The 24,516-nt window shown below is 47.6% G+C and carries 15 protein-coding genes; 7 read left to right on the top strand and 8 right to left on the bottom strand.

Annotation, left to right across the window (positions count from 1 at the left end; genetic code table 11):
* Nucleotides 1–98: 98 nt before the first annotated feature.
* Complete coding sequence (locus tag E4N66_RS04585; protein ID WP_044015740.1) at nt 99–353, top strand: hypothetical protein; 255 nt, start codon at nt 99–101, stop codon at nt 351–353.
* A 49-nt stretch (nt 354–402) separates the two neighbouring features.
* Here the strand turns inward: E4N66_RS04585 and E4N66_RS04580 are convergent, their stop codons facing one another.
* Nucleotides 403–987, bottom strand: a complete 585-nt coding sequence (locus E4N66_RS04580) for a hypothetical protein (RefSeq protein WP_044015738.1) — start codon at nt 985–987, stop codon at nt 403–405.
* Between the two features lie 18 nt (nt 988–1,005).
* Nucleotides 1,006–3,708: a valine--tRNA ligase gene (locus E4N66_RS04575; RefSeq protein ID WP_253729128.1), complete on the bottom strand. Its 2,703-nt coding sequence runs from the start codon at nt 3,706–3,708 to the stop codon at nt 1,006–1,008.
* Nucleotides 3,709–4,045: 337 nt separating this feature from the next.
* Here E4N66_RS04575 and E4N66_RS04570 point away from each other — a divergent pair, with 337 nt between their 5' ends.
* The 4 genes from E4N66_RS04570 (at nt 4,046) to E4N66_RS04555 (ending at nt 9,628) form a co-directional block, all read left to right on the top strand.
* Nucleotides 4,046–5,257, top strand: coding sequence for a substrate-binding domain-containing protein (locus tag E4N66_RS04570; protein ID WP_253729127.1), 1,212 nt, complete (start codon nt 4,046–4,048; stop codon nt 5,255–5,257).
* A 227-nt stretch (nt 5,258–5,484) separates the two neighbouring features.
* On the top strand, nt 5,485–6,978 hold the full coding sequence (locus E4N66_RS04565) for a sugar ABC transporter ATP-binding protein (RefSeq protein WP_253729126.1): 1,494 nt from the start codon (nt 5,485–5,487) through the stop codon (nt 6,976–6,978).
* A 57-nt stretch (nt 6,979–7,035) separates the two neighbouring features.
* Nucleotides 7,036–8,778, top strand: a complete 1,743-nt coding sequence (locus E4N66_RS04560; RefSeq protein ID WP_253729125.1) for a galactose/methyl galactoside ABC transporter permease MglC — start codon at nt 7,036–7,038, stop codon at nt 8,776–8,778.
* A 202-nt stretch (nt 8,779–8,980) separates the two neighbouring features.
* Nucleotides 8,981–9,628, top strand: a complete 648-nt coding sequence (locus E4N66_RS04555) for a M48 family metallopeptidase (protein WP_253729124.1) — start codon at nt 8,981–8,983, stop codon at nt 9,626–9,628.
* Nucleotides 9,629–10,403: 775 nt separating this feature from the next.
* Here E4N66_RS04555 and dnaE read toward each other — a convergent pair.
* From dnaE to E4N66_RS04535, 4 genes are all read right to left on the bottom strand, one after another.
* Nucleotides 10,404–13,835, bottom strand: coding sequence for a DNA polymerase III subunit alpha (gene dnaE / locus E4N66_RS04550; protein ID WP_253729123.1), 3,432 nt, complete (start codon nt 13,833–13,835; stop codon nt 10,404–10,406).
* A 143-nt stretch (nt 13,836–13,978) separates the two neighbouring features.
* Nucleotides 13,979–14,887, bottom strand: a complete 909-nt coding sequence (locus E4N66_RS04545) for an XdhC family protein (RefSeq protein WP_253729122.1) — start codon at nt 14,885–14,887, stop codon at nt 13,979–13,981.
* A 3-nt stretch (nt 14,888–14,890) separates the two neighbouring features.
* Nucleotides 14,891–18,526: a periplasmic flagellar collar protein FlcA gene (gene flcA / locus E4N66_RS04540; RefSeq protein WP_253729121.1), complete on the bottom strand. Its 3,636-nt coding sequence runs from the start codon at nt 18,524–18,526 to the stop codon at nt 14,891–14,893.
* 143 nt (nt 18,527–18,669) lie between these two features.
* Nucleotides 18,670–19,983: a M18 family aminopeptidase gene (locus E4N66_RS04535; protein WP_253729120.1), complete on the bottom strand. Its 1,314-nt coding sequence runs from the start codon at nt 19,981–19,983 to the stop codon at nt 18,670–18,672.
* 150 nt (nt 19,984–20,133) lie between these two features.
* On the opposite strand from E4N66_RS04535, the gene E4N66_RS04530 reads away from it, so the two are divergent.
* Together E4N66_RS04530 and E4N66_RS04525 are read left to right on the top strand one after the other, a co-directional pair.
* Nucleotides 20,134–20,514, top strand: a complete 381-nt coding sequence (locus tag E4N66_RS04530) for a type II toxin-antitoxin system RelE/ParE family toxin (protein WP_253729119.1) — start codon at nt 20,134–20,136, stop codon at nt 20,512–20,514.
* Nucleotides 20,483–20,788 (top strand): helix-turn-helix domain-containing protein, encoded by a 306-nt coding sequence (locus E4N66_RS04525; protein ID WP_253729118.1) that lies wholly within the window; start codon nt 20,483–20,485, stop codon nt 20,786–20,788. Before E4N66_RS04530 ends, E4N66_RS04525 begins: the two co-directional genes overlap by 32 nt.
* Before the next feature lie 21 nt (nt 20,789–20,809).
* On the opposite strand, the gene E4N66_RS04520 is transcribed toward E4N66_RS04525, so the two are convergent.
* Together E4N66_RS04520 and E4N66_RS04515 are read right to left on the bottom strand one after the other, a co-directional pair.
* On the bottom strand, nt 20,810–22,666 hold the full coding sequence (locus E4N66_RS04520) for an RNB domain-containing ribonuclease (protein WP_253729117.1): 1,857 nt from the start codon (nt 22,664–22,666) through the stop codon (nt 20,810–20,812).
* Nucleotides 22,653–24,497 (bottom strand): hypothetical protein, encoded by a 1,845-nt coding sequence (locus E4N66_RS04515; RefSeq protein WP_253729116.1) that lies wholly within the window; start codon nt 24,495–24,497, stop codon nt 22,653–22,655. Before E4N66_RS04515 ends, E4N66_RS04520 begins: the two co-directional genes overlap by 14 nt.
* Between the last annotated feature and the right edge of the window lie 19 nt (nt 24,498–24,516).

Genomic DNA, 24,516 nt, shown 5'->3' with positions numbered 1-24,516 from the left:
ATACTCTTATTATTATGCATTTGCCGTTTACCCAACGGTAGCGTCTTTCCTCTAAGACGATTTTATAAGATATTCCAAAATACAATGGATGGTTCACTATGAGTAACAAAGTTTCTTTCTTTTTCGGAAATCGTTTTTTATCGGCCGCTCCTTTTGATGACGACGATGATTTCGATGACGACTTTGACGATGATTTCGGCAATGATGATTTTGACGATGATTTTAGCGACGACGACTTTGATGATGATTTCGATGACGATTTTGACGACGACTTCGATGATGATTTTGACGATGACGATTTTGATGATACCTATGACGATGATGACGGTTTTGAAGACGACTTCGACGAATAAGTGATCGAAATAAAAAAAGGGGCTGCTGAAAACGGCAGCCTCCTATCTATTAAACAGAAGCAGAGTCTTTGCGGTGTTGATGCAGAAATTCAAAATCAGCAAGGTATTGCAGACGGGACTGCACCAGATACAGCAATTCATTATACATATCAAAATTTACTTCCAGCGCAATCGGAAATACATACACTTCAGTTTCATTACAATACCGTTTAATAAATTCAGGATCGTTTACAAAGCCCAAACTGATCATATTACTGATTCGGTCGGCACACTTGAGAACCTTTGCCCGTTGTGATCCATGCCTGATAATATGCTCCAAATATTCAGGTTTTGACTGCCCCGGACGACGGGTAACTTCCATAACCAATTCATAGACGGCGGAAGATTCCGAATCGATCGATAACAATTCATTCACATTAAAATCCGGCACATCTTCCAATACATCATGAACGATTGAGGCTTTCAGCAAAATGCTGTCGATATAGCCATAATCGATAAGCGTACCCATTGTATCGATTTGATGTCGAAACATATTACCGCCTGCATGGCGTGCTTTTCCCCGTAAACTGGTCGCCAAATGAATATAAGGGGCAAGATACATCCCTTTTAATAGTGCTACTTCGTGTTGTTCCATCTTCTTATCCTTTTTTCGTTATACGAGGTCTTGCAAATAGAGCGTGAACTTTTCAATCAGCCGTTCCGCTTGGCGCAGCTTTTCTCTTTCCCCTTCGACAACCTCAGCCGGTGCATGATCCGTAAAATTTGCATTCGAAAGCTTTGCCGTTAAACGGGACACTGCCTGTTTTTCTTTTTCGAGTTCTTTGGTAAAGCGCGCAGCCAATTGACTGCGGTCTACCTCGGTTCCGGTAATGATAAAGGCTTCAAAGCCGGCTCCTACCGTCCCGATGGAATTTGCAGGCTTAGCGGCAGGGGTTTCGATAAACGCGATATCCGCGAGTCCCGCCAATAGCTTAATTAAATCGATATTCTCAAACGCGGCGGCCGCGGGAGAACCTGCTTCGATATAGAGCGCGATATGCAACTTGAGCTGAGGATCGATACCGCATTCTGCTCTGAGCGCACGGATAAGCCGTACGATATTTTGCAGCGCAGTAAAGCGCGCGGCAGCAGCCGTATCGATACGCTCTTCGCAATAGATGGGATAATCGACGGTTATCAGCGCCTCTGCACGGTGTGAAGCTCCGGCAGCACAGTGTTCGGGGAGTTTGCGGTAGATTTCTTCGGTAACGAAGGGAAGCACAGGATGCAGCAGCCGGAGCGATTCTTCCAAAACGGCAAGCAGTACCGAAGTTATGCGGTCTTTTTCCGCATCATCTCCGCTCCTATAGGAAAGTTTTGTCCCTTCGACATACCAGTCGCAAAAGTTATTCCAAAAAAATTCATACACGCCCTGCCCTATCTCGTTATAGCGGTATCCTTCAAAGGCTGCCCGCACATTTTGGACCGTTTCGTTGAGGGTATGATAAATCCATCGGTCAAGCTCGGTTAATTCCGATGCGGAAACGGGAACAATGCGCCGCCCTTCGAGATTTCCTAAGATATAACGCGAAGCATTCCAGATTTTATTTGCAAAGCGGGAGCCGAGTTTAAAGGATTCGTTGTCGATAAGGATGTCCTGCCCCTGCGTACACATAAAGGTAAGCGTAAATTTAAGGGCGTCGGCGCCGTACTCGTCGATAATATTCAGCGGATCGATACCGTTACCGAGCGATTTGGACATCTTGCGCCCCTGCTTATCACGTACAAGACCGTGCAGGTAAATATCACGGAAGGGAACGGCATCGGTAAACTCCAGCGCCGCCATAATCATACGGGCAACCCAGAAGAAGATAATATCGTGGCCGGTGATGACGGCGGAGGTCGGGTAATAGCGCTGCAAATCCTCGGTTTTTTCAGGCCAGCCGAGCGTCGAGAACGGCCACAGCCAGCTTGAAAACCACGTGTCGAGCACATCGCTATCCTGCTTGAGGGCGATGCTCTTACAGTGAGGACATTCGGTTACATCTTCTACCGAAACGGTCATCTTACCGCAGTCTTTACAATACCACACCGGTATCCGGTGCCCCCACCACAGCTGCCGCGAAATACACCAATCGCGGATATTTTCCATCCAATGACTGTAGGTATTTTCCCATTTTTGCGGATAGAACACGAGTTCGCCTTTTTTCCACGCGGCAAGCGCTTTATCTGCAAGCGGCTTCATTTTGACAAACCATTGCTCCGAAAGATACGGCTCTACGACGCTGTGACAGCGGTAGCAGTGCCCTACGGCATGTTTAATGTTTTCTTTCTCTTTAAATAAGCCCATCGCCTCCAAATCGGCGATAACCGCTTCACGGGCGGCTTTCACCGTCATGCCGCGGTATTTTTCGGGTACCGCCGCATTGAGCGTACCGTCGGAGTTTAATATATTGATAACTTCGAGATTGTGCCGCTTGCCGACTTCCCAGTCGTTGGGGTCGTGGGCAGGAGTTATTTTTACAGCGCCCGTCCCGAATTCCTTATCGACATAGCTGTCTGCAACAATCGGAATACAGCGACCGGTCAGCGGCAGCACGAGCTTCTTTCCTATTAAATGAGTATAGCGGGGATCGTCAGGATGTACGGCAACCGCGGTATCGCCCAAAAGCGTTTCGGGACGGGTTGTCGCTATTTCGATATATTCCGACGCAGAGGGAGCCCCGTTTTCATCGGCGAGGGGGTATAAAATATGGTACATCCCCCCTTTGGTCTCCTCATGGTCGACCTCATCGTCCGCAAGCGCAGTACCGCAGGAAGGACACCAGTTAACCAGATAGTTGCCGCGGTAGATAAGTCCGCGTTCATAGAGGGTGACGAATACGGTGCGGACGGCATGGGAAAGCCCTTCATCCATCGTAAACCGCTCCCGTGACCAATCGACGGAAGCGCCGATTTTACGCAGCTGATTGGTGATAATCGAGTGGTGCTTTTCTTTGACCTCCCACGTGCGTTTAAGAAAGGCTTCCCGTCCGAGGTCGTGCCGTGTTTTGCCTTCTGCCTTTAGCTGGCGTTCAACCACATTTTGCGTTGCGATACCGGCATGGTCGGTACCGGGTATCCAGAGCGTTTCATCCCCCTTCATGCGGTGGTAGCGGACAACGACATCCTGCAGCACGTTGTTTAAACCGTGTCCCATGTGGAGAACTCCGGTTACATTGGGGGGAGGAATGGCGACGACATATCTGCCGGTACCGTCAGTCTTTTTTACCGGCTTAAAACAGCCCTGCTTCTCCCAATCCGCATAGATCCTATCTTCAAAATCCTTAGGATTATATGCTTTTTCCAATTCTATCGTGTGCAATATGTCTTCCATGACGCCAATCTCCTGCTTCGTTTTTCTACAATAACTAGATATTTTAGTTATTTTTCGGTTATCGTTCAAGGGTATGCGGTAAGTTGTGTGCGGGCAAGCAGCTAATCAATTCATCCTGTTTCATTAAAATTCGGTTTCCAATGCATTCGCTTTGCATATTGTGCTATTAAAAATAAAAAAATATTTTGAAAATTTTGCACTTATATAGTATAATACGGAATTGTACTGGCAGTGAGCCGTAAATAATGGTAAAACTGTTAGATACAGAGGTTTAGCTTTGGCTTCCCAAAAACGGAGCCACGGTTAAGCATGACTTATTTTGAGGAGGCAGATATCTATGAACTATGTTTCAAAAGTATCTCACAAAGTTGTATTGGCTGTACTGACGTGCAGTCTATTGGTTCTTGCAAGCTGCGGCGGGAAAAGTACCGCGACGCTCAACAAGGATAAGCCGCTCGTATTCTTTAACCGGCAGCCGTCCGATCCGACGACCGGTGCAATCGACATGACGACGATGAACTGGAACGACAAGACCTACTATGTCGGTTTTGACGCTGCTGGCGGCGGAGCCGTTCAAGGGGAACTGATTATGAACTTCCTTGCAAAGGCTGACGCCTCAATCGACCGCAACGGCGACGGTGTTTTGGGCTATGTACTGTGCATCGGCGACGTCGGACATAACGATTCCAAGGCGAGAACCGAAGGTATCAGACGGGCGCTCGGTACGTGGGCAGGTTCCACCGATCCGGGAGTAGTTCAGGCAGGTTCTCTCACCATCGCAGGAAAAACCTTAAAAGTCGTAGAGCTTGAAGGAAAGGCGATGACCGGAACCGACGGTTCTACTTGGAATGCAAACGCAGCGACCGAAGCAATGGGCGGCTGGGCAACCAAATTTGCAGACCAGATCGACATGGTTGTTTCCAACAACGACGGTATGGCAATGGGCTGTTTACAGGCTTCAAACTATCCGGCAGGCGTTCCGATTTTCGGTTATGATGCAAACGCAGACGCGATCGAAGCAATCGGAAACGGCAAACTTTCGGGAACCGTTTCTCAGAACGTAGACGCACAGGCAACCGCAACATTGCAGGTATTACGCAACTTGCTCGACGGTTTAACCGGAGAGGACGTATACACCAAGGGTATCTCCGTCGCCGATAAATACGGCAATAAGATCACCGCGCCCGTACAGTATTGGGCAGACGTAAAAGCCGTTATGGCGGAAAACTCAGGCGTAAATGCCGAAAACTGGCAGAACTACTCCGGCGGCAGCCGCGACATGGGCATCAAGCAGACACAGGCCGATAAGAAAAAGGTATTGTTGACAATCTACAACTCTGCCGATAACTTCCTTTCTTCTTCGTATGTTCCGGCGCTGAAATACTACGCTCCGCTTTTGAACATCGACCTGACCATCGTACAGGGCGACGGACAAAACGAGTCCAGCTGCTTGGATCGCTTTACCAACCTGAACAACTTTGACGCATTCGCCGTCAATATGGTAAAGACCAACTCCGGCGCAGACTACACCGGCAAGCTGAAGTATTAATAATTGGTAATGTATAATGGGTAATGCATAATTTTCAGATGATAAGTTATGCATTACCGTTTTTTTTTCAGGCATTGTTCTCCGTCATTCGATACATATTGTCCTATGGCGAAAGCAATGTTTACCGTAGAATGTATCAAAGGTATAAAGAAGAAAAAAAGTTGTTGAATGTACTGCACAGGGGGCTTTGCGCTCCGAAACCGAAAAAAACCATGTAAGGAATAGCTATGGAAGACACGGTACTTGAAATTAAAAATCTTTCAAAGTCTTTTGCTAAAAACAAGGTATTGGAAAATATCAGTTTGACGGTGAAAAGAGGGGCGGTGGTCGGACTGATGGGAGAAAACGGCGCCGGAAAATCGACGATGATGAAGTGTCTGTTCGGGATTTATGCGAAGGACGAAGGACGCTTTTTCCTTGAGAATAACTTGATCGATTTTAAGTCTCCCAAGGATGCGCTGGAAAACGGTGTGGCGATGGTGCATCAGGAGCTGAACCAATGCCTTGACCGTACTGTGATGGATAATCTCTTTTTAGGAAGGTATCCTGTCCGGTTTGGCGCGGTGAATGAAGTGAAGATGCAAAAGGATGCAGATGCGCTGTTTGCGTCTCTTAAAATGAATGTGAATGCACGCACGATTATGCGCACGATGTCCGTTTCGCAGCGGCAGATGGTAGAGATTGCGAAGGCTGTTTCGTATAATGCGAAGGTTATCGTGCTGGATGAGCCGACTTCTTCTTTGACGGAACCGGAAGTTATTAAACTGTTTTCTATTGTACGGTCGTTAAGCAAGAAGGGCGTATCGTTTGTATATATCTCTCATAAGATGGATGAGATTTTTCAGATATGCAGCGAGGTGGCAGTGCTGCGTGACGGGCGGCTGACGCTGGCAAAAAATATTCACGATACGAATATGAATGAATTGATTTCGGCGATGGTCGGACGTTCGTTGGAAAAGCGCTTCCCCGATGTGGATAATGAGGTTGGAGAAGATTATTTTGAGGTGCGGAATATTACGACCCGCTATGAACCTCAGCTAAAGGATATTTCTTTTACGGTAAAAAAGGGAGAAATTTTCGGACTGTACGGGCTGGTCGGCGCGGGGCGGAGCGAGCTTTTGGAAAGTATCTTCGGCCTTCGCACTATTGCGTCGGGCGAGATGCTCTTGGACGGTAAAAAGCTTCATTTTTCCAATGCGAAGGAGGCGATGGACTATAACTTTGCGCTGGTAACCGAGGAGCGGAAGTTTAACGGGATGTTCGCCAAAGCGTCCATTAAATTTAATACCGTTATTGCGAATATTGAAACCTATAAAACATTCGGCGTGCTGTCAAACCGCAAAATGCAGGAGGCTGCCGACCGTGAAATAAAGACGATGCACACAAAGTGTGTTTCTGCGGATGAGCTGATTAGCGCATTGAGCGGGGGGAATCAGCAGAAGGTGATTATCGGCAAGTGGCTTGAACGCCAGCCCGATATTCTTTTGCTGGATGAACCGACCCGCGGTATCGACGTCGGAGCTAAGTACGAAATTTATCAGCTTATCATCAATATGGCGAAAGCGGGAAAGACAATTATCGTTGTTTCGAGTGAGATGCCGGAAATTTTAGGCATTACGAACCGCATTGCCGTTATGTCGAACTACCGCCTTGCCGGTATTGTCGATACTGCTACCACCGATCAGGAAGCGCTGCTGCGTCTTTCCGCTCGGTACTTATAATTGGACAGCTGAAAATCATTGAATATAATTGAACACGGAAATTTACCGGAGGATAGGATGAAAGATACACCCGAAAATACTACACAGTACACGTTTACGCAGGAACAAATTGCGCAGGCGGATACGGCAAAGCTCTTGGAGGAAGATGCCGTTCTTGCCGAGTATACGGAGCGGCTTGATGCATTGCGCAAAAACGGAGTGAACAAGGTTTCCGCATTGACGCAGGAAATTGCCGCCGTACGCAAAAATAAATTGATAAGCGCCGAGGAAAAAAACACCCGGATTGCAGCGTATCGCAAGCAGATTGAAGAGGCTAAGACCGTTGCGGCGCGGTATAAGGATGAAGAAAAAGAACTGACGCATAAAGCGATACAGCGGGTGAATGCGCTTTCCGACGCTTTTGAGCAGGAAGTAAAAAAGAATGAAAATGCAAAGGCGGCGCGGTATAAGCAGGAATACGCGGAGAAGGTACAGAGCATTACGGAGGCGGCGGAGAAAAAGAAGCAAGAGATTACCACCGCTTTTGCAGGGAAAAACTCCGGGGAAGAACGGCGGGAAGTACAGCAGGAACTGACCGCTGCACACAATGCGTTTAAGTCCGCGCTTTTCGATGCGAAAAATCAGTATGAGGCAGCGCTCGGAAAGTGTAAAACGGCAAAACATCAGGTGTATGTCGATCGGGTACAGAAAAATATCCATTTGCGCAACAGTAAAACCAATTTTGCCGAGGACTTTAAACTCGGCTTAAAGGATTACGCCTATAAGTTTACCCCCGCGCAGTTCTTTTTAGCGAACGGATTGTATATTGCGATTGCGATCTTCTTTGTGGTCTGTATTATCGTTGCTCCGCTTTCGGGAAGCGGCAATTTATTGACAATTTCCAATATCCTGACGATTTTGGAACAATCTTCGGTGCGTATGTTCTACGCGCTGGGTGTTGCGGGACTTATCTTGCTTGCCGGTACGGACTTGAGCGTCGGGCGTATGGTCGCGATGGGCGCGGTGGTTACCGGTTTAATCTTACATCCGGGAACGAATATCGTAACGTTCTTCGGTATGGGACCGTGGGATTTTACCGCGCTGGCGATGCCGGTACGGGTAGTGCTTTCGCTTGGAATTTCCATCATCCTCTGTGTGATATTCAGCGCTTTTGCAGGCTTCTTTTCAGCGTGGCTGAAAATTCACCCCTTTATTTCGACGCTCGCGACTCAGCTGATTATCTACGGTCTCTTGTTCTTCGGGACGAGCGGTACACCGGTCGGTTCCATCGACGCCGGTATTAAGGACTTTTTCGGCGGCCGGTGGGTGCTCGGCGTTGTAGGCGGCGAATTGGTAACCTTCCCCAAGCTGATTATCCCTGCGGTTATCGCGATTGCGATTGCGTGGTTTATCTGGAATAAGACCGTACTCGGCAAGAATATGTACGCGGTTGGCGGCAATGCCGAAGCCGCAAGCGTGAGCGGTATCAGCGTATTCAAGGTAACGATGAGCGTGTTTATTATGGCAGGGATTTTCTACGGCTTCGGTGCCTTCTTCGAGGCGTTTAAGGCGAATGCGAGTGCAGGTACCGGACAGGGGTATGAGCTGGACGCAATCGCGGCCTGCGTAGTCGGCGGTATTTCGTTTAACGGCGGTATCGGTAAGCTGGAAGGCGCGGTGCTCGGCGTTATCATCTTTACCGGTTTAACGTACTGCCTAACCTTCCTCGGCATCGACACCAACTTACAGTTCGTGTTTAAAGGCTTTATCATCATCGCCGCCGTCGCCCTCGACAGCGTGAAGTATTTGAAGAAAAAATAAAGCGCATCGAATAAACGTATCAGGCCGTTTTTTACATCCCCGCAAAATCAGGAGACTGTTCAAGCAGAGTTGAACCTCTTTGCGGTTCAAATGCTTGCCCAATCTCCTGATTTTGCGATTTATGTTTACTCGTCTGATACGTTTATTCGGCTTTGGAAATAAATTGCGAAAAATTTTAAAAATTTTTCGCAGAAGGAAGGCGGTGGTTCCACGCAGCAGCGATGTTTTTGCACTGAAGGTAATTTTTACAATTATTATTTTTTTAAAGCTCTTCTTGATCGGTTTTTTAAAAGGCAACGGCATAGAAGTAAATAACGTGCAATTTCCTGAAGTTTTTACCGCTTATAAGGAAATGGTTGAAAAACTGGGCATTAAAAAAATGCCTCCGCTGTTTGTTATTCAACACGGCGGCATACTCAATGCTTTTACCATAAAGTTTTCCGGTAAATATTATATTGCGGTTTATTCTGATGTTTTTGAATTAGTCAGCTCCGATATTGAAGCTCTAAAATTCATCATCGGCCATGAATTGGGGCATGTTAAACGGAATCACCAAACGAAACGGTTTTGGACATTTTTATCTTCCTTCATTCCGTTTCTAACGGCGGCCTATTCGCGGAGTTGCGAATTTACCTGCGATAATATTGGTAGCGATTTATCCGATAACGGAGCTGTTGCAGGGCTTTTAGTGTTGGCTTCGGGAAAAAAGCTCTATAAATGTGTTGATATGCGGACTTATATTGAAAACGCAGCGCAACGCCGAAGTTTTGCCGTATGGTTTACTGAAATCTGTTCAACTCATCCGTTTTTACCTGCTCGTCTTTTAAATGTTGAAAAGAGTATGGAATAAACACAACGAAGACAGAGGAGATGGAAAGTTTAAAAAACGCATCATTCAAAATGCATGCATGTCTTTGAGCAGCAAGTTTGACCTCAACCGGTATGTTCTCATAAGTCGGCTTTAAGCCTCTCATGTTGCGGCGTAGATCGTAGGCGTAGTATGAGGGTATTAAAGCCCGACTGCAACCACCTTATGAGAACATACCGGTAAGCGCCCGTTGAAAGAAACTTTTCCGTAAGCCTTTTGAAATAGACTGTCCAGAAGTGTACACGGATGTACACTTCTGGACGCGAGTTTTTGCTACGCAAAAACATCGCTGCTGTTTAGAACCACCGCCGTCCGTGGCGGTTATGCTCCTCCAACGCTTTTGCAAATAGGCGGTGCAGACGCTAGGAGCCTAGCCGAAATAAAGCGGAGGCGTACTTTTTGTACGTCGAGCATTTATTTCGGCGTAGCGACAACGCAGATGCCCCGCCTTTCCAGCGCTTTTGCAAATAGGCAGTGCAGATACGAGGCGCAGAGCGAATAACACCCGCAGGCTGTTGAAAAGCGTACTTCCGTGTACGCTTTTCAACGACAAGTTTTTTTGGCAAAAAACTTGCTTCTGCATGGAACCACGGACATCCTTGTCCGTTCTGAAATACCATTTGCCGTTAGCCTTTTGAAATAGACGATGCAGATACAAGGAATACGGTAAAAAAGTACCGCAGGCGTATCTTTGATACGTTGAGGACACTTTTTTACCGTATGACGCAGTAGATGCGTCGTATATTTTCAAAAGGACTCATTCTTTCCAGACCTGGAGAACCCCCGGCTGCTTCCCCAGCTGTTCGATAAATTCATCGGAAGAAGATACTTTCAGCTGCGAAGAGCCCTTCACCTGATAGACGGTATCGTTATCGGTAATATGGATAAAAATATCGCAAGTGCCTTGCGCGCCGAACAGGAAATCCTTGAGCGGCTGGAACTGTAAATCGGTTTCGATGAGCGGATCAAGCTCAAGGTGCACCTCTTTAATCGAACGCTCTTTTAGCTCATCGATGCTGACCATCGATTCAACGAGGAACGACGGCGTATCGCGCGAGCAGTCCACTTTCCCGATAAGGCCGCACACTGTTTCAGGCAGCGCATTGGCGCGGTTTTCTTCCCACACCTTGGAAAAGAAGGTTAAATCGATGGTACCGGTACGGTCTTCAAAGGTGCCGAAGCCCATCCATTTGCCGTTTTTAGTCTGATAGGGGCGGATGCCGGTAATCATCCCGACGATGGTATACAGCTTTTCTTTCTGCGCACGCCGGAAATTAATCAGCTCCAAAGTAGCGCTGCGGTCAATTGCCTTTTTGTACTCATCGAGGGGATGGCCGGAAATATAAAACCCCATCAGCTCTTTTTCGATACGGAGCTTTTCCTTTTGCGGCAAATCGTTGACCTGCTTAAAGGTAAAATCGGAAAACTCTTTAATGCCGGTGTCCTCAAAGAGGCTGGTTTGACCGACTGCCGAGCCCGCCTTTTTCTGTGCGCTGAACGCCATTGCCGCTTCAAGATTATCCAGCAGCTCGGAACGATTCTGACCGAGCTTATCGAAGCACCCCGTCTTGATAAGCACTTCCAAGTTCTTTTTATTCACGGTGTGCAAGTCCAGCCGATCGAGAAAATCGATAAACGACTTGTAGGGGCCGTGCGCGATGCGTTCAGCGACAATATCGCGGGCAGCCTGCTCCCCTACTCCCTTAATCCCGAGCAGCCCGAATACGATATCTCCCTCATAGACCGAAAAATATTCTTCCGAGGTATTGATGTCGGGCGCGTGAAGCGCAAGTCCCATCTTATTCGCTTCACTGATATACTCCGGCAGCTTATCCGTCGAGGTAATTTCATTGGTGAGGTTGGCCGCCATAAACTCCGCAGGGAAATTCGCCTTGAGATAGGCGGTTTGATACGCCAGTACCGAATAAGCGGCGGCATGGCTCTTGTTAAATCCGTAACCGGCAAAGGGAATCAGAATTTCGAAGATACGGTCAGCGTCTTTTTCCTTAAAATTGTTCTTTACGGCGCCCTCGATGAACCGCGTTTTTTCCTTTTCCATTACCTCTTTTTTCTTTTTTCCCATTGCGCGCCGCAGCAAGTCCGCCTGCCCGAGGCTGTAGCCGCCGATGCGCTGCGCAACCTGCATAACCTGTTCCTGATAGACGATAACACCGTAGGTTTCCGCCAATATATCCTCCAGACAGGGATCGGGATATTGTATCTTGGACGGATCAAACTTGGATTCGATGAACTGATCGATGTAGGCCATCGGCCCGGGACGATAGAGGGCGTTTAAAGCGATAAGGTCTTCTATTTTATCGGGCTTTGCGCGTTTGAGGATGTTTTGCATACCCTGACTTTCAAACTGAAAGACTGCAGCGGATTTCCCTTCGCCGAGCATTTTAAACGTCGCCGCATCCTGCTCATCAATTTGAGCAATAGAGAAGTTCGCATACTCCCCTCCCCGCTTTTTGATAAGGTCTTCCGTGTGCTTAATCAGCGTCAATGTCTTGAGACCGAGGAAGTCCATCTTGACCAAACCGCAATCTTCTATTAAATCCATCGTAAACTGAGAAGCGGTCTTGCCTGTCTTGGAATCCTTGTACAGCGGTACATAATCGGTCAGCTGCGTTTTACCGATAACGATACCCGCCGCATGGAGGCTCGTGTTCCGGTTGAGGTCTTCCAGCTTTTCCGCAATGGAAAAAAGCTCCGTGTACCGTGGGTCGGAACGCATTTCGGCGAGTTCGGGGACATCCGCAAAGGCTTTTTCAAACGTGAGCTTGGGATCGGAGGGCATCATTTTGGTGATGGCATTTACCTCGCCGAGCGGAATTTCCAATACCCGCCCGACATCCTTGATTGCGGCTTTCGGCTTCAATGTTCCGAACGTGATAATCTGACCGACGCTTTCATCACCGTATTTTCTGCGGACATAGTCGATAACCTCCTGCCGCCGTTCGAAGCAGAAGTCAACGTCGAAGTCCGGCATGGAAATACGTTCGGGATTAAGAAAGCGCTCAAACAGCAGCTTGTATTTGAGCGGGTCGATGTCGGTGATCCGCATCGCGTAGGCGACAATAGAACCCGCCCCGGAACCGCGCCCCGGTCCAACCGGAATGCCGTGCTCCTTCGCCCAGTTGATAAAATCCCATACGATAAGAAAGTACCCGACAAAGTCCATCTTCATGATAATACCGAGTTCATAGTCGGCACGCTGGGTCATCTCTTCGGTAACGGGATTGTAGCGTTTTTTTAAGCCCTCGTGTACGAGGTGGGTAATGTACTCTTCTTTTGTTGCAAAATCTTCCGGTATCTGATACACGGGAAGGAGCGGCCCCGGCTGCGGAATTTCGAAATTACAGCGCTCTGCAATACGGCAGGTGTTGGACAGCATTTCGGGATAACCGGGGAAGAGCTTTTCCATCTCCTCCGCCGATTTAAGATAGAATTGATCGGTTTCAAACTTCATGCGGTTGGTGTCGGAGCGGTTCTTTTTTGTGCCGATACAGAGGAGAATATCCTGCGCAACCGCATCCTTTTGCTCCGCATAGTGAGCGTCGTTCGTTACCACCATCGGCACGCCTATCTTGCGTGCCATCTCAATCAGCATCGGCGCAACCTTCTCCTCGTCGGCGATGCCATGCTTTTGCAGCTCGATAAAGTAATTGTCGATGCCGAATATACTGCGGTAACGTCTGACATGCGCTTCGGCCTCAGCCTTTTTACCCTGCAACAGCAGCGACGGCAATTCTCCCGCAAGACAGGCTGAAAGGCAGATAAGTCCCTCCGAATACTGTGTCAGCAGCTCCTCGTCAATACGCGGTTTATAGTACATACCCTCGGTGTAGCCTTTGGAGCACAGCACCATCAAATTCCGGTAGCCGGTTTCGGTTTCGGCAAGCAAGATAAGGTGAAAGTATTTGCGGACGCCGGTATTGGTATTCTCCGGCTTTCCGAAGCGGCTGCCGTTCGCAACATACACTTCGCAGCCGATAACTGGCTTTATTCCCTGCGCCTTACATTCACGGAAAAAGCGCAAGGCGGCAAACATATTGCCGTGGTCGGTCAGCGCGAGGGCTGTTTGTCCGAGGTTCTTAGCGGTTGTTACCAGTTGTTTTATGGAAGAAGCGCCGTCCAACAACGAATAGTCGGAGTGCACGTGTAAATGAACAAAATCTTGAGGCATACCTAAAACTATAGCAAAAACGGGGGCAAATGATAAGAGGTGCGGAAAACGAAAACGCATCCGATCATAATTCTTAATTATGAATTACATGAATGCCTGCGGGGCAGCGGAAGACGAGGAACGTCAGGTATCCTCCGAAAAGTCTATCCGTGACGGGATTCGGTGTAGCCGCTGCGTAATAGTGCGGGGTTCCCGTGGTGACGAACTGCGATAAGCTCGGCAGCGATGGAAACGGCAATTTCTTCAGGTGTTTCCGCTCTGATGGGCAGCCCGATCGGTTTATAGATGGAATCGAGGTACTCTTTGCCGATACCTTCATCGGCAAGCAGCTTTACAACCGCAGCATTTTTTTCAAATGAGCCGATCATGCCGATATAGGCAAGTTTCTTACCGCACAGATACCGCAAGACATCCGCATCGCAGCGATGCCCGCGGGTTACCGCAACACAGTATACATTTTCGTGAAACTGTAGGACGGTATGAGATGCCGGTACAGCTCCTTGAGGCGCAGCGATGCCGCAGGACGGCGAATTATCGTACGCTGCCTGATTATTTTGACCCGATGCAGCCGTTTCTTTGAGAAAGAGCTGTTCCAGCGGACAACAGAGCCGCCGCGCTGTCGGAAACAAATCTTCCGTAATACAATCGGCACGGTCATCCCAAACGGTAACGCGGAAACCGATAAAAGAGGCAATCTTCGCAAGCGCACGGCCGACGTGTCCGCCGCCGAAGATAAACAGTTCAGGATCATTCCCGATCTTTTCAAGATACACTTGGATAGAACCTCCGCACGCGAGACCTTCCTCTGCAGTAAGATTTTTCTTTATGATACAGGTAGTATCGCCTGTTTTCAGCATTTCACGTGCCTTTTTGATAACTTCATGTTCGGAACCACCGCCGCCTACCGTACCGCGGATACGCTCCGGAGTTACCCACATCGACGTTCCGGCTTCCCGCGGCGAAGAACCATGCGCTTCGATAATTGTGCATAATACGCCCGTAATACCATTTGCCGTATCGGCTGTAACATACTTTAAAATCTCGGTATCCATAGACTATTTATCCTCTTTTTGTTCCAGCGCTCTCTCGTTTTCAAGAATCATCGGTATATCCGTGTAAATCTCTGATTGATACGGACTCTTTGTATTCAGCATATTTTGGGTATTCAAATAGGCTAAGCCGACTGATTTTGCACGGATCATCGTCTGAGGATTTCTGGTTAACGCATCCCACGCACGGGTAGATTCCGCATATAGCGCAAGTGCACGCCCATTCTTCTGAGAGTCGCCGGTTCGCTCGGACAATCTGCTCAGCGTCGCACCCAAATTATTAGCCGTATGCATATAGCGTTCAATAAACGCAGCATCATCAGGGCGGGTATTGGACAAAGCTTGTTCTTTCCGCGCACGCTGTGCATTCAGCAATGTTAAAAGCTCCTCATACGCAGCCAAAGCAGCAAAATAATCACCCCGCTTAAAGAACGCATTTCCGAATCCGTACAGCAAATTCTTATCGTGTGCTTTTTCTGCATACGCATGACTCATGGCTTCTATTGCCTGCCGGTAATTTTCTTGTTGATAATGTATATAGCCGATTCGGTAATTTACCGACGGCGTGTTATACAGTTCCTTCACCGCATTTTGATAGCTGTCGAGCGCCGAATCAAAATTATACGAAATAAAGTAGTCGATGTCGCCGTAATCTGCATAGAGTTTTCCGATAGCTCTGTTCGGCGGCAGCGGTTTAAAGGCAGTATATTCCCGGTATATATTCAGTGCATCAGCATAAAGGGTTTGAGCCTCAAGGTATTTTTTCTGATCTACCAGCTGCTCTCCCAACAGGCGCATTGCATCGACATAATTACCGGTACGCCGCGCAGTCATGGGGGCGGCAGTTTTGAACAACTTAATCGCCTCAGTCAAATTTTCGATCGCGCCGTCCTGCTTATTATTGTAGATAAAGAAGCGGCCTAAATTGTAATAGGCTTCCGGCATCGTTTTATCCGTCTGTACGGCTTTTTCCAATAGCATACGGACATCGTCGATTTTTGAGCGGAGTTTTTCGGAATCGAGCGGTTTAGGATTATACCGCTTTTCGAGTAAATAACCGCTCAACTCAGTGAGATTTGCCGCTCCGATTTTCGTTATACGGGAAGAGAAATGATCTTTGAGGTTCAGCACTTCTGCCAGATTATCCGTGCGGATAAAATAGCGCATCATCCGCGCAAGGAAGATATCGTTTTCACCATATAGCTCGATCAACCTGCTGTAAATCTTTACCGCCTCACCATACTTCTCAGGCTCTTCATCAGCCCAATTCATAAACACATCACCAAGGGCGAGCATTCCATCTTTATCATTGATATGCTGATCAAGAACACGCCGGCGCAAAACCGCCTCAGCTTTTTCGTAATTACGCAGATCGGTGCTCAACATATCTGCATATTCCAAGCCGCCCTGCTTATCGTTAGCAAAGTCGTAAATCAGGCGGAGATACATTTTTTCTGCAGCAGTAAATTGTTTTTTTGCTCTAAAAGCACGGGCATACGAGAAATACCATTTTTTCTTCCGCTTATACTCGCCTGCCCGATTAAATTTTTCTATTGCAGTTTCATACTGACCGTTCTCCAGATAAGAATATCCGGTCTTATAGAGAGATTCCGACTTTACCGGTTTATAAATAAACTGCCACGACAAAACTGAAATACAGAATACGAGAATCAGTGCAATCGCGGTCATAACCGCCACGGGCAAGAATCGGTGCATGAACCAATATTTAAAGGTCTGCTTTTCTTTTTCGTAGTCTTCAACACTCTGCCGTTGAAATCCGCGCGGAATAGGAATCGATCTATTGATTATCTTTTCGAGCTTATTGACAACTTTTTTAAGAGAATCTTTTTCCAATACAAAGCGGATAAAGTTCATCTTATTTTCGGGACGGTCATCGCCGTTGGCGATATAGTCCTGAATAGCAAGCTGCACATTAAACGGGAAGGTTTCAAGCTTGTTTAAGAAATTGAAATAATCATCATCCGATATTGTTAAAGCTTCACTGTCATCCGAAGAACCGGTGCTCTTGGCGATAACGGAATCGAACATCTGCGAATGAGCATCTGCCGAGAAATCTTTAAAGTTATCGGGAAGGTTGAACTGATCGTCAACGACTTCGGTTATATTGCTGTCAAGCGGATTTTCTTCCAAAGAAAAACCGCTTTGGTCGCCGCTATCGCTCTCCGGCTGACTAAAAAAGGTATCGGTTATGTGCTCCGGCATCCCGATACCGTCAAACCCCGTATCGGCCTGGGAAATCGGCGGAATACCGATAGGTTCGGTATCCGGAGTATCCATACTAAATTCAAATGACGATGTATCCGTTTCCTCATCCGGCGATTCGGCATCGGATGATATAGGCTCATCCCTGTTTTCGGAATAAAGTGCAAGCTCATCCATATTTTCAAAATTATCCGATGAATCGGCACCAGCGACTGCAGTATCGGAATGAGTAGAAGCATCGCCCCCTGTCATTTCATCTGATACCGGAAATTGAGCGCTTTCTTCATCTTCTCCCATATCTATATCGGGAATATTGAAATGTGAAATATCTTCCATTGCATCCAAATCATCGGGAATATCAGAATCGCTTGAAGTATCCTCAGAAAGGGAATCGAAAGCCGATAAATCGATATCGGGAATAGTAATATCGGGGATGGTACGTTCTTCTTGAAGTGTATCATCACCCGCCGGCACTTCATCATGTTCATCCAGCGTTTCCACATCTTCCGGAATAATATCGTCATCGGCTGACGCAGATTCATTTACCTTTATCGGTTCGGGAGCAAAATCAAAGGAAGAAAGCATATCGTCAAAATTAAACGGATCGTCAGCGCTTGGCGAAGCGGTATCATCAGATACCTCAGGCAGATCACCGGCTTCGGACATTTCCGGTACATCTTGCGAACTATCACCGGCAGACAGTCCGGCTTCATCGAAATCGGGTGCACTCAATTCCCCTAAACCGTCGAAAGAATCCGTACCGGTGCTGGAATCGGCATCGTCAAAACCGGTATCAAAGCCGAAAGAGTCGTCAAATCCATCGGATATTCCATCCGCTCCTTCCGATTCAGCGGTATCTGAAGCACCTGTGTCGCCTCCGGGAAGATCGTCAAAATTAAACGAAGAAAGAAATGCGTCCATGTCTGAGGTATCCGGCATTCCTTCTTCGTCAACAGGATACGCGTCTCCAGTTACCACTTCGGGTTCATCGGACGCAGTACTCGGTTTGCCGGATTTTTGCGGCGCTGCAACGGTATCATCGGAAGAGATACTATTACTTTGTGAGGAAGTGCCGTTGGTACCGAGATTATCAAAATCAATGGGAAAGGGGGTATCCATCGATATGTCGGGTGCATCCGTAACCGGCACGGTATCAAACATACCGGAGGTAGGTTCGGTATGCTGTTGCGATGCGGGTATAGACTCGGAAGATTCGTCAACGGTATCGCTTACGGAAGCCGTCTGCTCCGGCTCCGTTGCAGGCAGCAAGGCATCAAGATCAATATCAGGTACCTCTGCCGGATCCGGAGGAGGGAGTTCGTCATAAACTCGTTCACCCCACCGAGCGGTTATTTCATCTTCATGAGCAATATTTTTCAGATCTTCTCTAAACTTCGTAATTTCATTTAAATTCGGCATAAACGCGCACAAAAGCCCCTTTCTCTTGTAATTTCGGTATTTTTAGCATATATCTTAAGGAAGCGCCGTACAGGGGGCGCCTCAAAAGCCTATTGCCTTTTTGTCATCCCCCTAGCAATTCCCGCCGGATGCGGGGAGCCGGATTATTCTTTGTAATACTGATTAAATACCTGCGTGATATAGGCTTGATCCGCCACGCCGCCCAGCTCGCGAATGGAATGCATCGACAAGATGGGGTTTCCGATATCGACCGTCTTAATCCGCAAGTTTGTCGTCGTAATCGGCCCGATGGTTGAACCGCCTTTTATATCCGAACGGTTGACAAAGTTCTGACACGGAACGCCGGCTCTTGCACAGAGATCTTTAAATATCCCTGCCGAAATTCCGTCGCTCGCATAGCTCATCGAAGCGGCAAGTTTTACTACGGGGCCGCCGTTTACAAGCGGGAAGTTGGTAATATCGTTTTTTTCGGGATAATTGGGATGGTAAGCATGCGCCTGATCGGCGGAAATAAGGAAAGACCTGCTCAACTGCTGCTGGAACAGCTCAAACCACTGCTCACCTGCCTCGCACTGCGCAATCGTAATCCGCTTGAGCGTATCCGCAAGGAACGGACTTCCGGCGCCCTGCATTGTTTCCGAGCCGACTTCTTCGTTATCAAAGATACAGGCGGCTTTAACATAGTCTAACGGAGCATCTTGTGCAATCAGCGCATCGAGGGAAGCATAGGCCATACCGAGGTTGTCGATTTTTCCCGTCGAAAAAAATTCATCGGAAAGACCGCAAAAACTTCCCGGCTGCGTATCGTACAGATAGAGGTCAAAATCGAGGATTGCGTTCACCGGTACATGCAGCTGCTTGGATATGAGCGAAACGAGATACCCGTCTTTTTCAAATTTCTTATTGATGATGCCGAGCAGCGGCAGCACATCTTTTTGTCGTTCAATTTTATACCCGTCGTTTACCTCACGGTTCATGTGGATAGCGAGGTTCGGTATAATGAGCGGAGAGCCTTTGAACGAGAACAGCATTTCTTGAGGCGCAAGCGGATCATCAGTCCGTATAACCACACGTCCCGCTGCAGAAAGCGGCCGGTCAAACCATGTTGAAAGAATTGCCCCGCCGTATACTTCGGTATTCAGCTTGAGATAATGATCCTGCACCGTTACTTCGGGATGCGGTTTTATCCGCAAGCAGGGGGAGTCGCTATGACTGCCGACGAGCTTAAACCCGCGCGCTTTCTTCCCGCGGCTCATCTGCCATGCAATAAGAGCGCTGCCGTTTGCAGTGACAAAGTACTTTCCTGCCGGTTTTAACTGAAAGGCATCCGAAAGATTGAGACGGGTAAAACCGGCAGCCTCAAGCTTTTTACCGGCATTTTCAATCACATGATACACCGACGGGCTTTGATCGATAAACCGCATCAGTTCACGGGCATACTGTTTTTGCATCGCCATATCTATACTCCTTAGGGGGTTGTCCTGATTATCTTCTTTAGTATACCTGTCTTTTACGATTTTGGGAAGGTTGCGGAATGGAATTATCGGGAGTCCTGTTTTGAATCTTGACAATTATGCACTTTAGTTCATATAATCAACAACAAAGATATGTGGTATGTTGATTCATCGGATGAATACGATTCTTGGTTTCTAACTTTAGATGAGGCATGTAAAGAAGCTGTATTAGAACGCGTCCTTTTACTCAAACAATACGGCCCCAATCTTCCTCGTCCGTATGCAGATGTGCTCCATGGTTCTAAAAAATATAAGAACCTCAAAGAACTTCGCAATCAAACCCAAAAACACGTGCTAAGAATTGCTTATTATTTTGATTCGGCTAGAAAAGCATTTTTGCTTACCGGTGGAGATAAAAAAGGGAAAGTGCATGATAAATTTTATAGGGATTTGATTGCAGAATCCGAAATAATCATTGAAAGGCACGAAAAGGAGTTGAAAAATGAAAGACGCAATAAAAATGATGGAAAGTAAGATGTCTCCCGAATCGGTAAGACGTGCACACATAAAAGCCGAGCAGGATATTATGGCAATTCGACTTGCTCAAATCCGTGAAGAACAAAATATAAAACAATCGGATATGGCTTATTTTACCCAATCGTCAGTTTCTAAAATTGAAAAAAGAAAAGATATAAAACTTTCTACTTTGATAGATTATCTTGATAGTCTTGGCATGGGATTAAAAATTATCACATATCCTAAAGGGACAATTTCAGAAAAATCTGAGAAAGTATTGTTGAGCGTTTAATCAACGTTCAGCCTATAAAACTCATACCTGTTCAAACGAAGCTTGCAGATAGGCAAGGCGGATACGGCGTACCTTTACGGTCAGTTCCTGATTAAGTTCCGGTTCGGTATCCAGCGTGATATCGCCTTCGTATCCAAGGGACGGGATAAAAACATGAGCTTTTTTGCCCATCGCCTCAAGCACAACCGCCGTACCGCGCCAATCGGGGTTTTGCAGCAAGTACACGAGCGTCCAATGCTGACGGGATGCCCGTTCCGCAGAAACGCAAGCGCGCCCCGCCACATCCCCCGCTGCTATTTTAAGGATGAGTTCTGCTGCAGGCGTTAGCGGTTTACCGTCAATATAGTTTAACAGCTGGCGATGGCTGACTAAATCCCCATAGCGGCGGAGCGGGCTTGTTACCTGTCCGTACATCGCAAGCCCGAGCGCAGCGTGCATCGACGGAATGGTACCCACGCTGCGCGGACGCATGGCGCGCCGCTTCCTGTATTCCCCGGCAAGGCCGGACGGCAGCTTATTCGGCAGTTCGGGCGCCTCCTGACTGATGTATTGAAACGGAATACTATGCTGAAAGGCAAAACGGGCTGCTGCCTCTCCTGCAAGCAGCATCATTTCTTTAATCATTGCAGCGGCTTCGGTCTGGTCAACAGGCTGAACCTGCGCCCGTTTTGTGCCGTCCTGCTCCGTCAGTGTAATCGATACTTCGGGAAAATCGATGGATACGGCGCCTGCATTTTCCCGCCTGATGCGGTTTTTCTCCGCTATGGCAAAAAGCGGCGCTAATGCGGACGAGTCTTTTTGAGCATCCGCTTCTTCATACGTCATCCTGATAACCGAAAGCTGAGTGCGGTGGATACCTACTTCTTCGATTGCACCGTCGGCATCGAGGATCAGCTTAAAGGAAAGCGCATAAGATATCGGCTTTAGCCCAAGGGCAAAATAGTCAACCGCTTTTTCGCCGAGCATTCGGGCAGCTCCTTCCGGCGTGTACAGCGTTGCACCGCGGGCGCAGGCATCGGTATCGCTTTGCGTATCGGCCTGAATGGTGTCGGCAGGGTTTGCGATGTGAATCCACAAGTATGTCCCGTCAAAAGAAACCGCATCGTCGGGATCGGTACTGCCGGGATTGTCGATTGCATACGCAGGAATTGCCGTCAAATCGAGCGGCGCTGCGGGAAACACCGGCTCGGGAATATCCGCTTTTGACGAATGAAGCGAATGCCCGAAGCGTGCCGGATAGGGATTTTTTTCAATAGGCCAAAAAACCGTTTTTAACAGAATATCGTGTGCCTGTTCGGGCGTTTGCTCCAGTTTTGCATCTTTTAATATTTTGGAAGCGGAAGAACTCCCCAGCGCAAGCGCCTCAAGCTCTTGAAAAAACGGCGTGTATAACTCTTTGCTTTCGGTAAAAGGCTTTCCCTGCATACAGGTGCGGAGTGCAGCGATAAAATCCTGCCTCAGTTTTTCAGCCTGAGCTTTTTCAGTTTCCTTTTGATTGAGCCGTTCTATTTCCGCCTGAGAACGGATACCGATCGGTTCTGCCGGCGAAGTACAAATAAAATACGGTGAAGTACACAGCGTTTGCCATACCTTCCAGCTTTGCTCCGCTGTATACGTTCCCCACAAGAGCTCTGCAAGCTCAGCGAAAGACGGCGTTTCTCCTTCAAAGAAATCCGCTGCTTCGGCAAAATCCGCAGCAGGTACTGCGGCATCGAGCGCTGCTTTAATACTCCGGCATTCTCCGCCATGGAGCAGCACAATATCTTTTTCGCGAACTTTCTTTGTGCCGGCTTCCAGCGTAATTTCAAACTTATCAGCTTGCACATCGGTAATAAGTGCAGGTTGATTCTTATAGAGGACAAGATTACCTTTTTTCATTGATGTTCCGGATTGTAATGTTTCGTACTTTGTTATTACCGTATATCACTTGTAAGAGATTTCCCTGTTTGTGATACATCAGAGCATCGCAGCTGCGATACACCGCCTTTCCGCATGCTTTTTCAAAAGCCTCACGGGAATCTCCGGTACGTATTTCGTTAAAGAGCGAGAGTGACGATGGAAAGCCGATACTTATTTGCAGTACCGCACCATCCTCATCTTTAGAACGGATGATGATCTCGGTATTAAGCAGACGATACAACCAACGTTCACTGTAATAATTGTAGATAATGGTAGACGGTCTATCCCAAGCGCTCAATAGTTTATCGACCGTATCGCCGACGGATACCTTGCGGAGAACAATCGGAACAGCGGTTTCAGGTTCTTTTAAAATATCGGCAAGCCATTGCCTTTCTTTTGCAGCGCCTGTTTTATTGTGTAATTTTTTTAGGATACGGAAATAATTGCAGCGGATCAGCCGTTCATCGGCAGGAAATCCCGTTGTTATAAACAATACTTTACCGGTTGTTTTTCGGACAGATGAATAGAGGCAATCGGCAAGCAGCTGCTGCGCCTTGGTATAGTCTTTTCTTAGCAGAGACAATAGCGCAGCATAGTTTGCCCGTGCGGTTTTATCATCGGCTCCCGTATGAAAGAGATCAGCCTGTTCCGCAATACTGAGTACCGCATTCCGCTCATGAGTCAACGGAGAGGATGCGAGCAGATACGCATAGCTCGATGCGATTCCAGCCTCGTATATCATAGTAAGATAATCGCTATATGCTTTTTTTGCCTGCTCATATAGAGCACTGTTACTCCGTGCCGGCATTGTCTTTGAAAAGTAGTCGGACTGTTCATCGTCATCATTTTCAAACATAAAATCCGCCGACTGAAAGAACGCAAAAACCGATGCATTATCATACACTGCAGCAGGAAGAATAGTTGCCATCTCCGTATCCCGCTTATCAAGACTGTTCAGCCACTCCTGATGAGCTACCAAGGCATTCAAGCGATTGATATAAAGACTCTGCGGGAAGATCTGTAGTACATTACCCAACACGGTACGGGCATCGGCGGTTCCTCTACGATTCTGCAGTGCAAAGAGCACTCCGGAAATTTCTTCGTAGAGATGCGTAATATCTTCTCCGTTGCCATTCAACTGCTCAAGCCGTGCAGCAGGTTTTATGGAACCGGTTGAAAACGCTGCAAAGACTTTTGCCGTTCCCGTATCGGCGGAAAGCGAAGCAAGCCGATCGAGCCATGTCTCCAATAACCCTTGAGGATAACCGGCAATAGTGAGTAATACACTTGCCATGATGTCGGCGGTGTACACTTGCTCAGGCAAAAATGCGGTATTTTTAGCGGTACTGTAATAGTTGAGCGCAAACTGCGCCGCACACACGGCAGCGATAGGAGCAAAAAAATTCTCCCGTTCGTTGTTCAAATTCCGTATCTTGCGCGCAGAACCGGATGTATCCATAAAAAGAAGAGAATCGATATAATCCAAAAGACCGGTACTTACAAGAAACGTCCCGTCGGGATACATCACACATCGGGCATTTTTTCGGTCGGTTATAATTAAACGCATCGTGCCGCGAAAGAGCTCGGTTCTTCGTATCAGCATAAAGAGAGACGTTTCGATAATATCATACCATTCGCCGACTTCACTCGCCGCTATTTCATGTGAAGATGCCTCCGCTATCTCATTGCGGTACACCTGCATCAGCCGCTCACGGGTATACATTCCCTCCGTCAACGGATCCGTAAAACCGGAAATTGCAATGAAAAAAAAGGAAAGTAAAAAAAGAACCGTTCGGCGCATATCTTTCATACGCTAAAGCATATCATAG

Origin of the sequence: Treponema sp. OMZ 857 (genome assembly GCF_024181085.1) — a bacterium.
GTDB lineage: Bacteria > Spirochaetota > Spirochaetia > Treponematales > Treponemataceae > Treponema.
This window is presented reverse-complemented; position numbering and strand designations above follow the sequence as displayed.

Bases quoted from the DNA above. Each gene is read 5' to 3' on its own strand.
- E4N66_RS04585 (WP_044015740.1), top strand. From the start codon at position 99: ATGAGTAACAAAGTTTCTTTCTTTTTCGGAAATCGTTTTTTATCGGCC.
- E4N66_RS04580 (WP_044015738.1), bottom strand. From the start codon at position 987: ATGGAACAACACGAAGTAGCACTATTAAAAGGGATGTATCTTGCCCCT.
- E4N66_RS04575 (WP_253729128.1), bottom strand. From the start codon at position 3,708: ATGGAAGACATATTGCACACGATAGAATTGGAAAAAGCATATAATCCT.
- E4N66_RS04570 (WP_253729127.1), top strand. From the start codon at position 4,046: ATGAACTATGTTTCAAAAGTATCTCACAAAGTTGTATTGGCTGTACTG.
- E4N66_RS04565 (WP_253729126.1), top strand. From the start codon at position 5,485: ATGGAAGACACGGTACTTGAAATTAAAAATCTTTCAAAGTCTTTTGCT.
- E4N66_RS04560 (WP_253729125.1), top strand. From the start codon at position 7,036: ATGAAAGATACACCCGAAAATACTACACAGTACACGTTTACGCAGGAA.
- dnaE (WP_253729123.1), bottom strand. From the start codon at position 13,835: ATGCCTCAAGATTTTGTTCATTTACACGTGCACTCCGACTATTCGTTG.
- E4N66_RS04545 (WP_253729122.1), bottom strand. From the start codon at position 14,887: ATGGATACCGAGATTTTAAAGTATGTTACAGCCGATACGGCAAATGGT.
- flcA (WP_253729121.1), bottom strand. From the start codon at position 18,526: ATGCCGAATTTAAATGAAATTACGAAGTTTAGAGAAGATCTGAAAAAT.
- E4N66_RS04535 (WP_253729120.1), bottom strand. From the start codon at position 19,983: ATGGCGATGCAAAAACAGTATGCCCGTGAACTGATGCGGTTTATCGAT.
- E4N66_RS04530 (WP_253729119.1), top strand. From the start codon at position 20,134: ATGTGGTATGTTGATTCATCGGATGAATACGATTCTTGGTTTCTAACT.
- E4N66_RS04525 (WP_253729118.1), top strand. From the start codon at position 20,483: ATGAAAGACGCAATAAAAATGATGGAAAGTAAGATGTCTCCCGAATCG.
- E4N66_RS04520 (WP_253729117.1), bottom strand. From the start codon at position 22,666: ATGAAAAAAGGTAATCTTGTCCTCTATAAGAATCAACCTGCACTTATT.
- E4N66_RS04515 (WP_253729116.1), bottom strand. From the start codon at position 24,497: ATGAAAGATATGCGCCGAACGGTTCTTTTTTTACTTTCCTTTTTTTTC.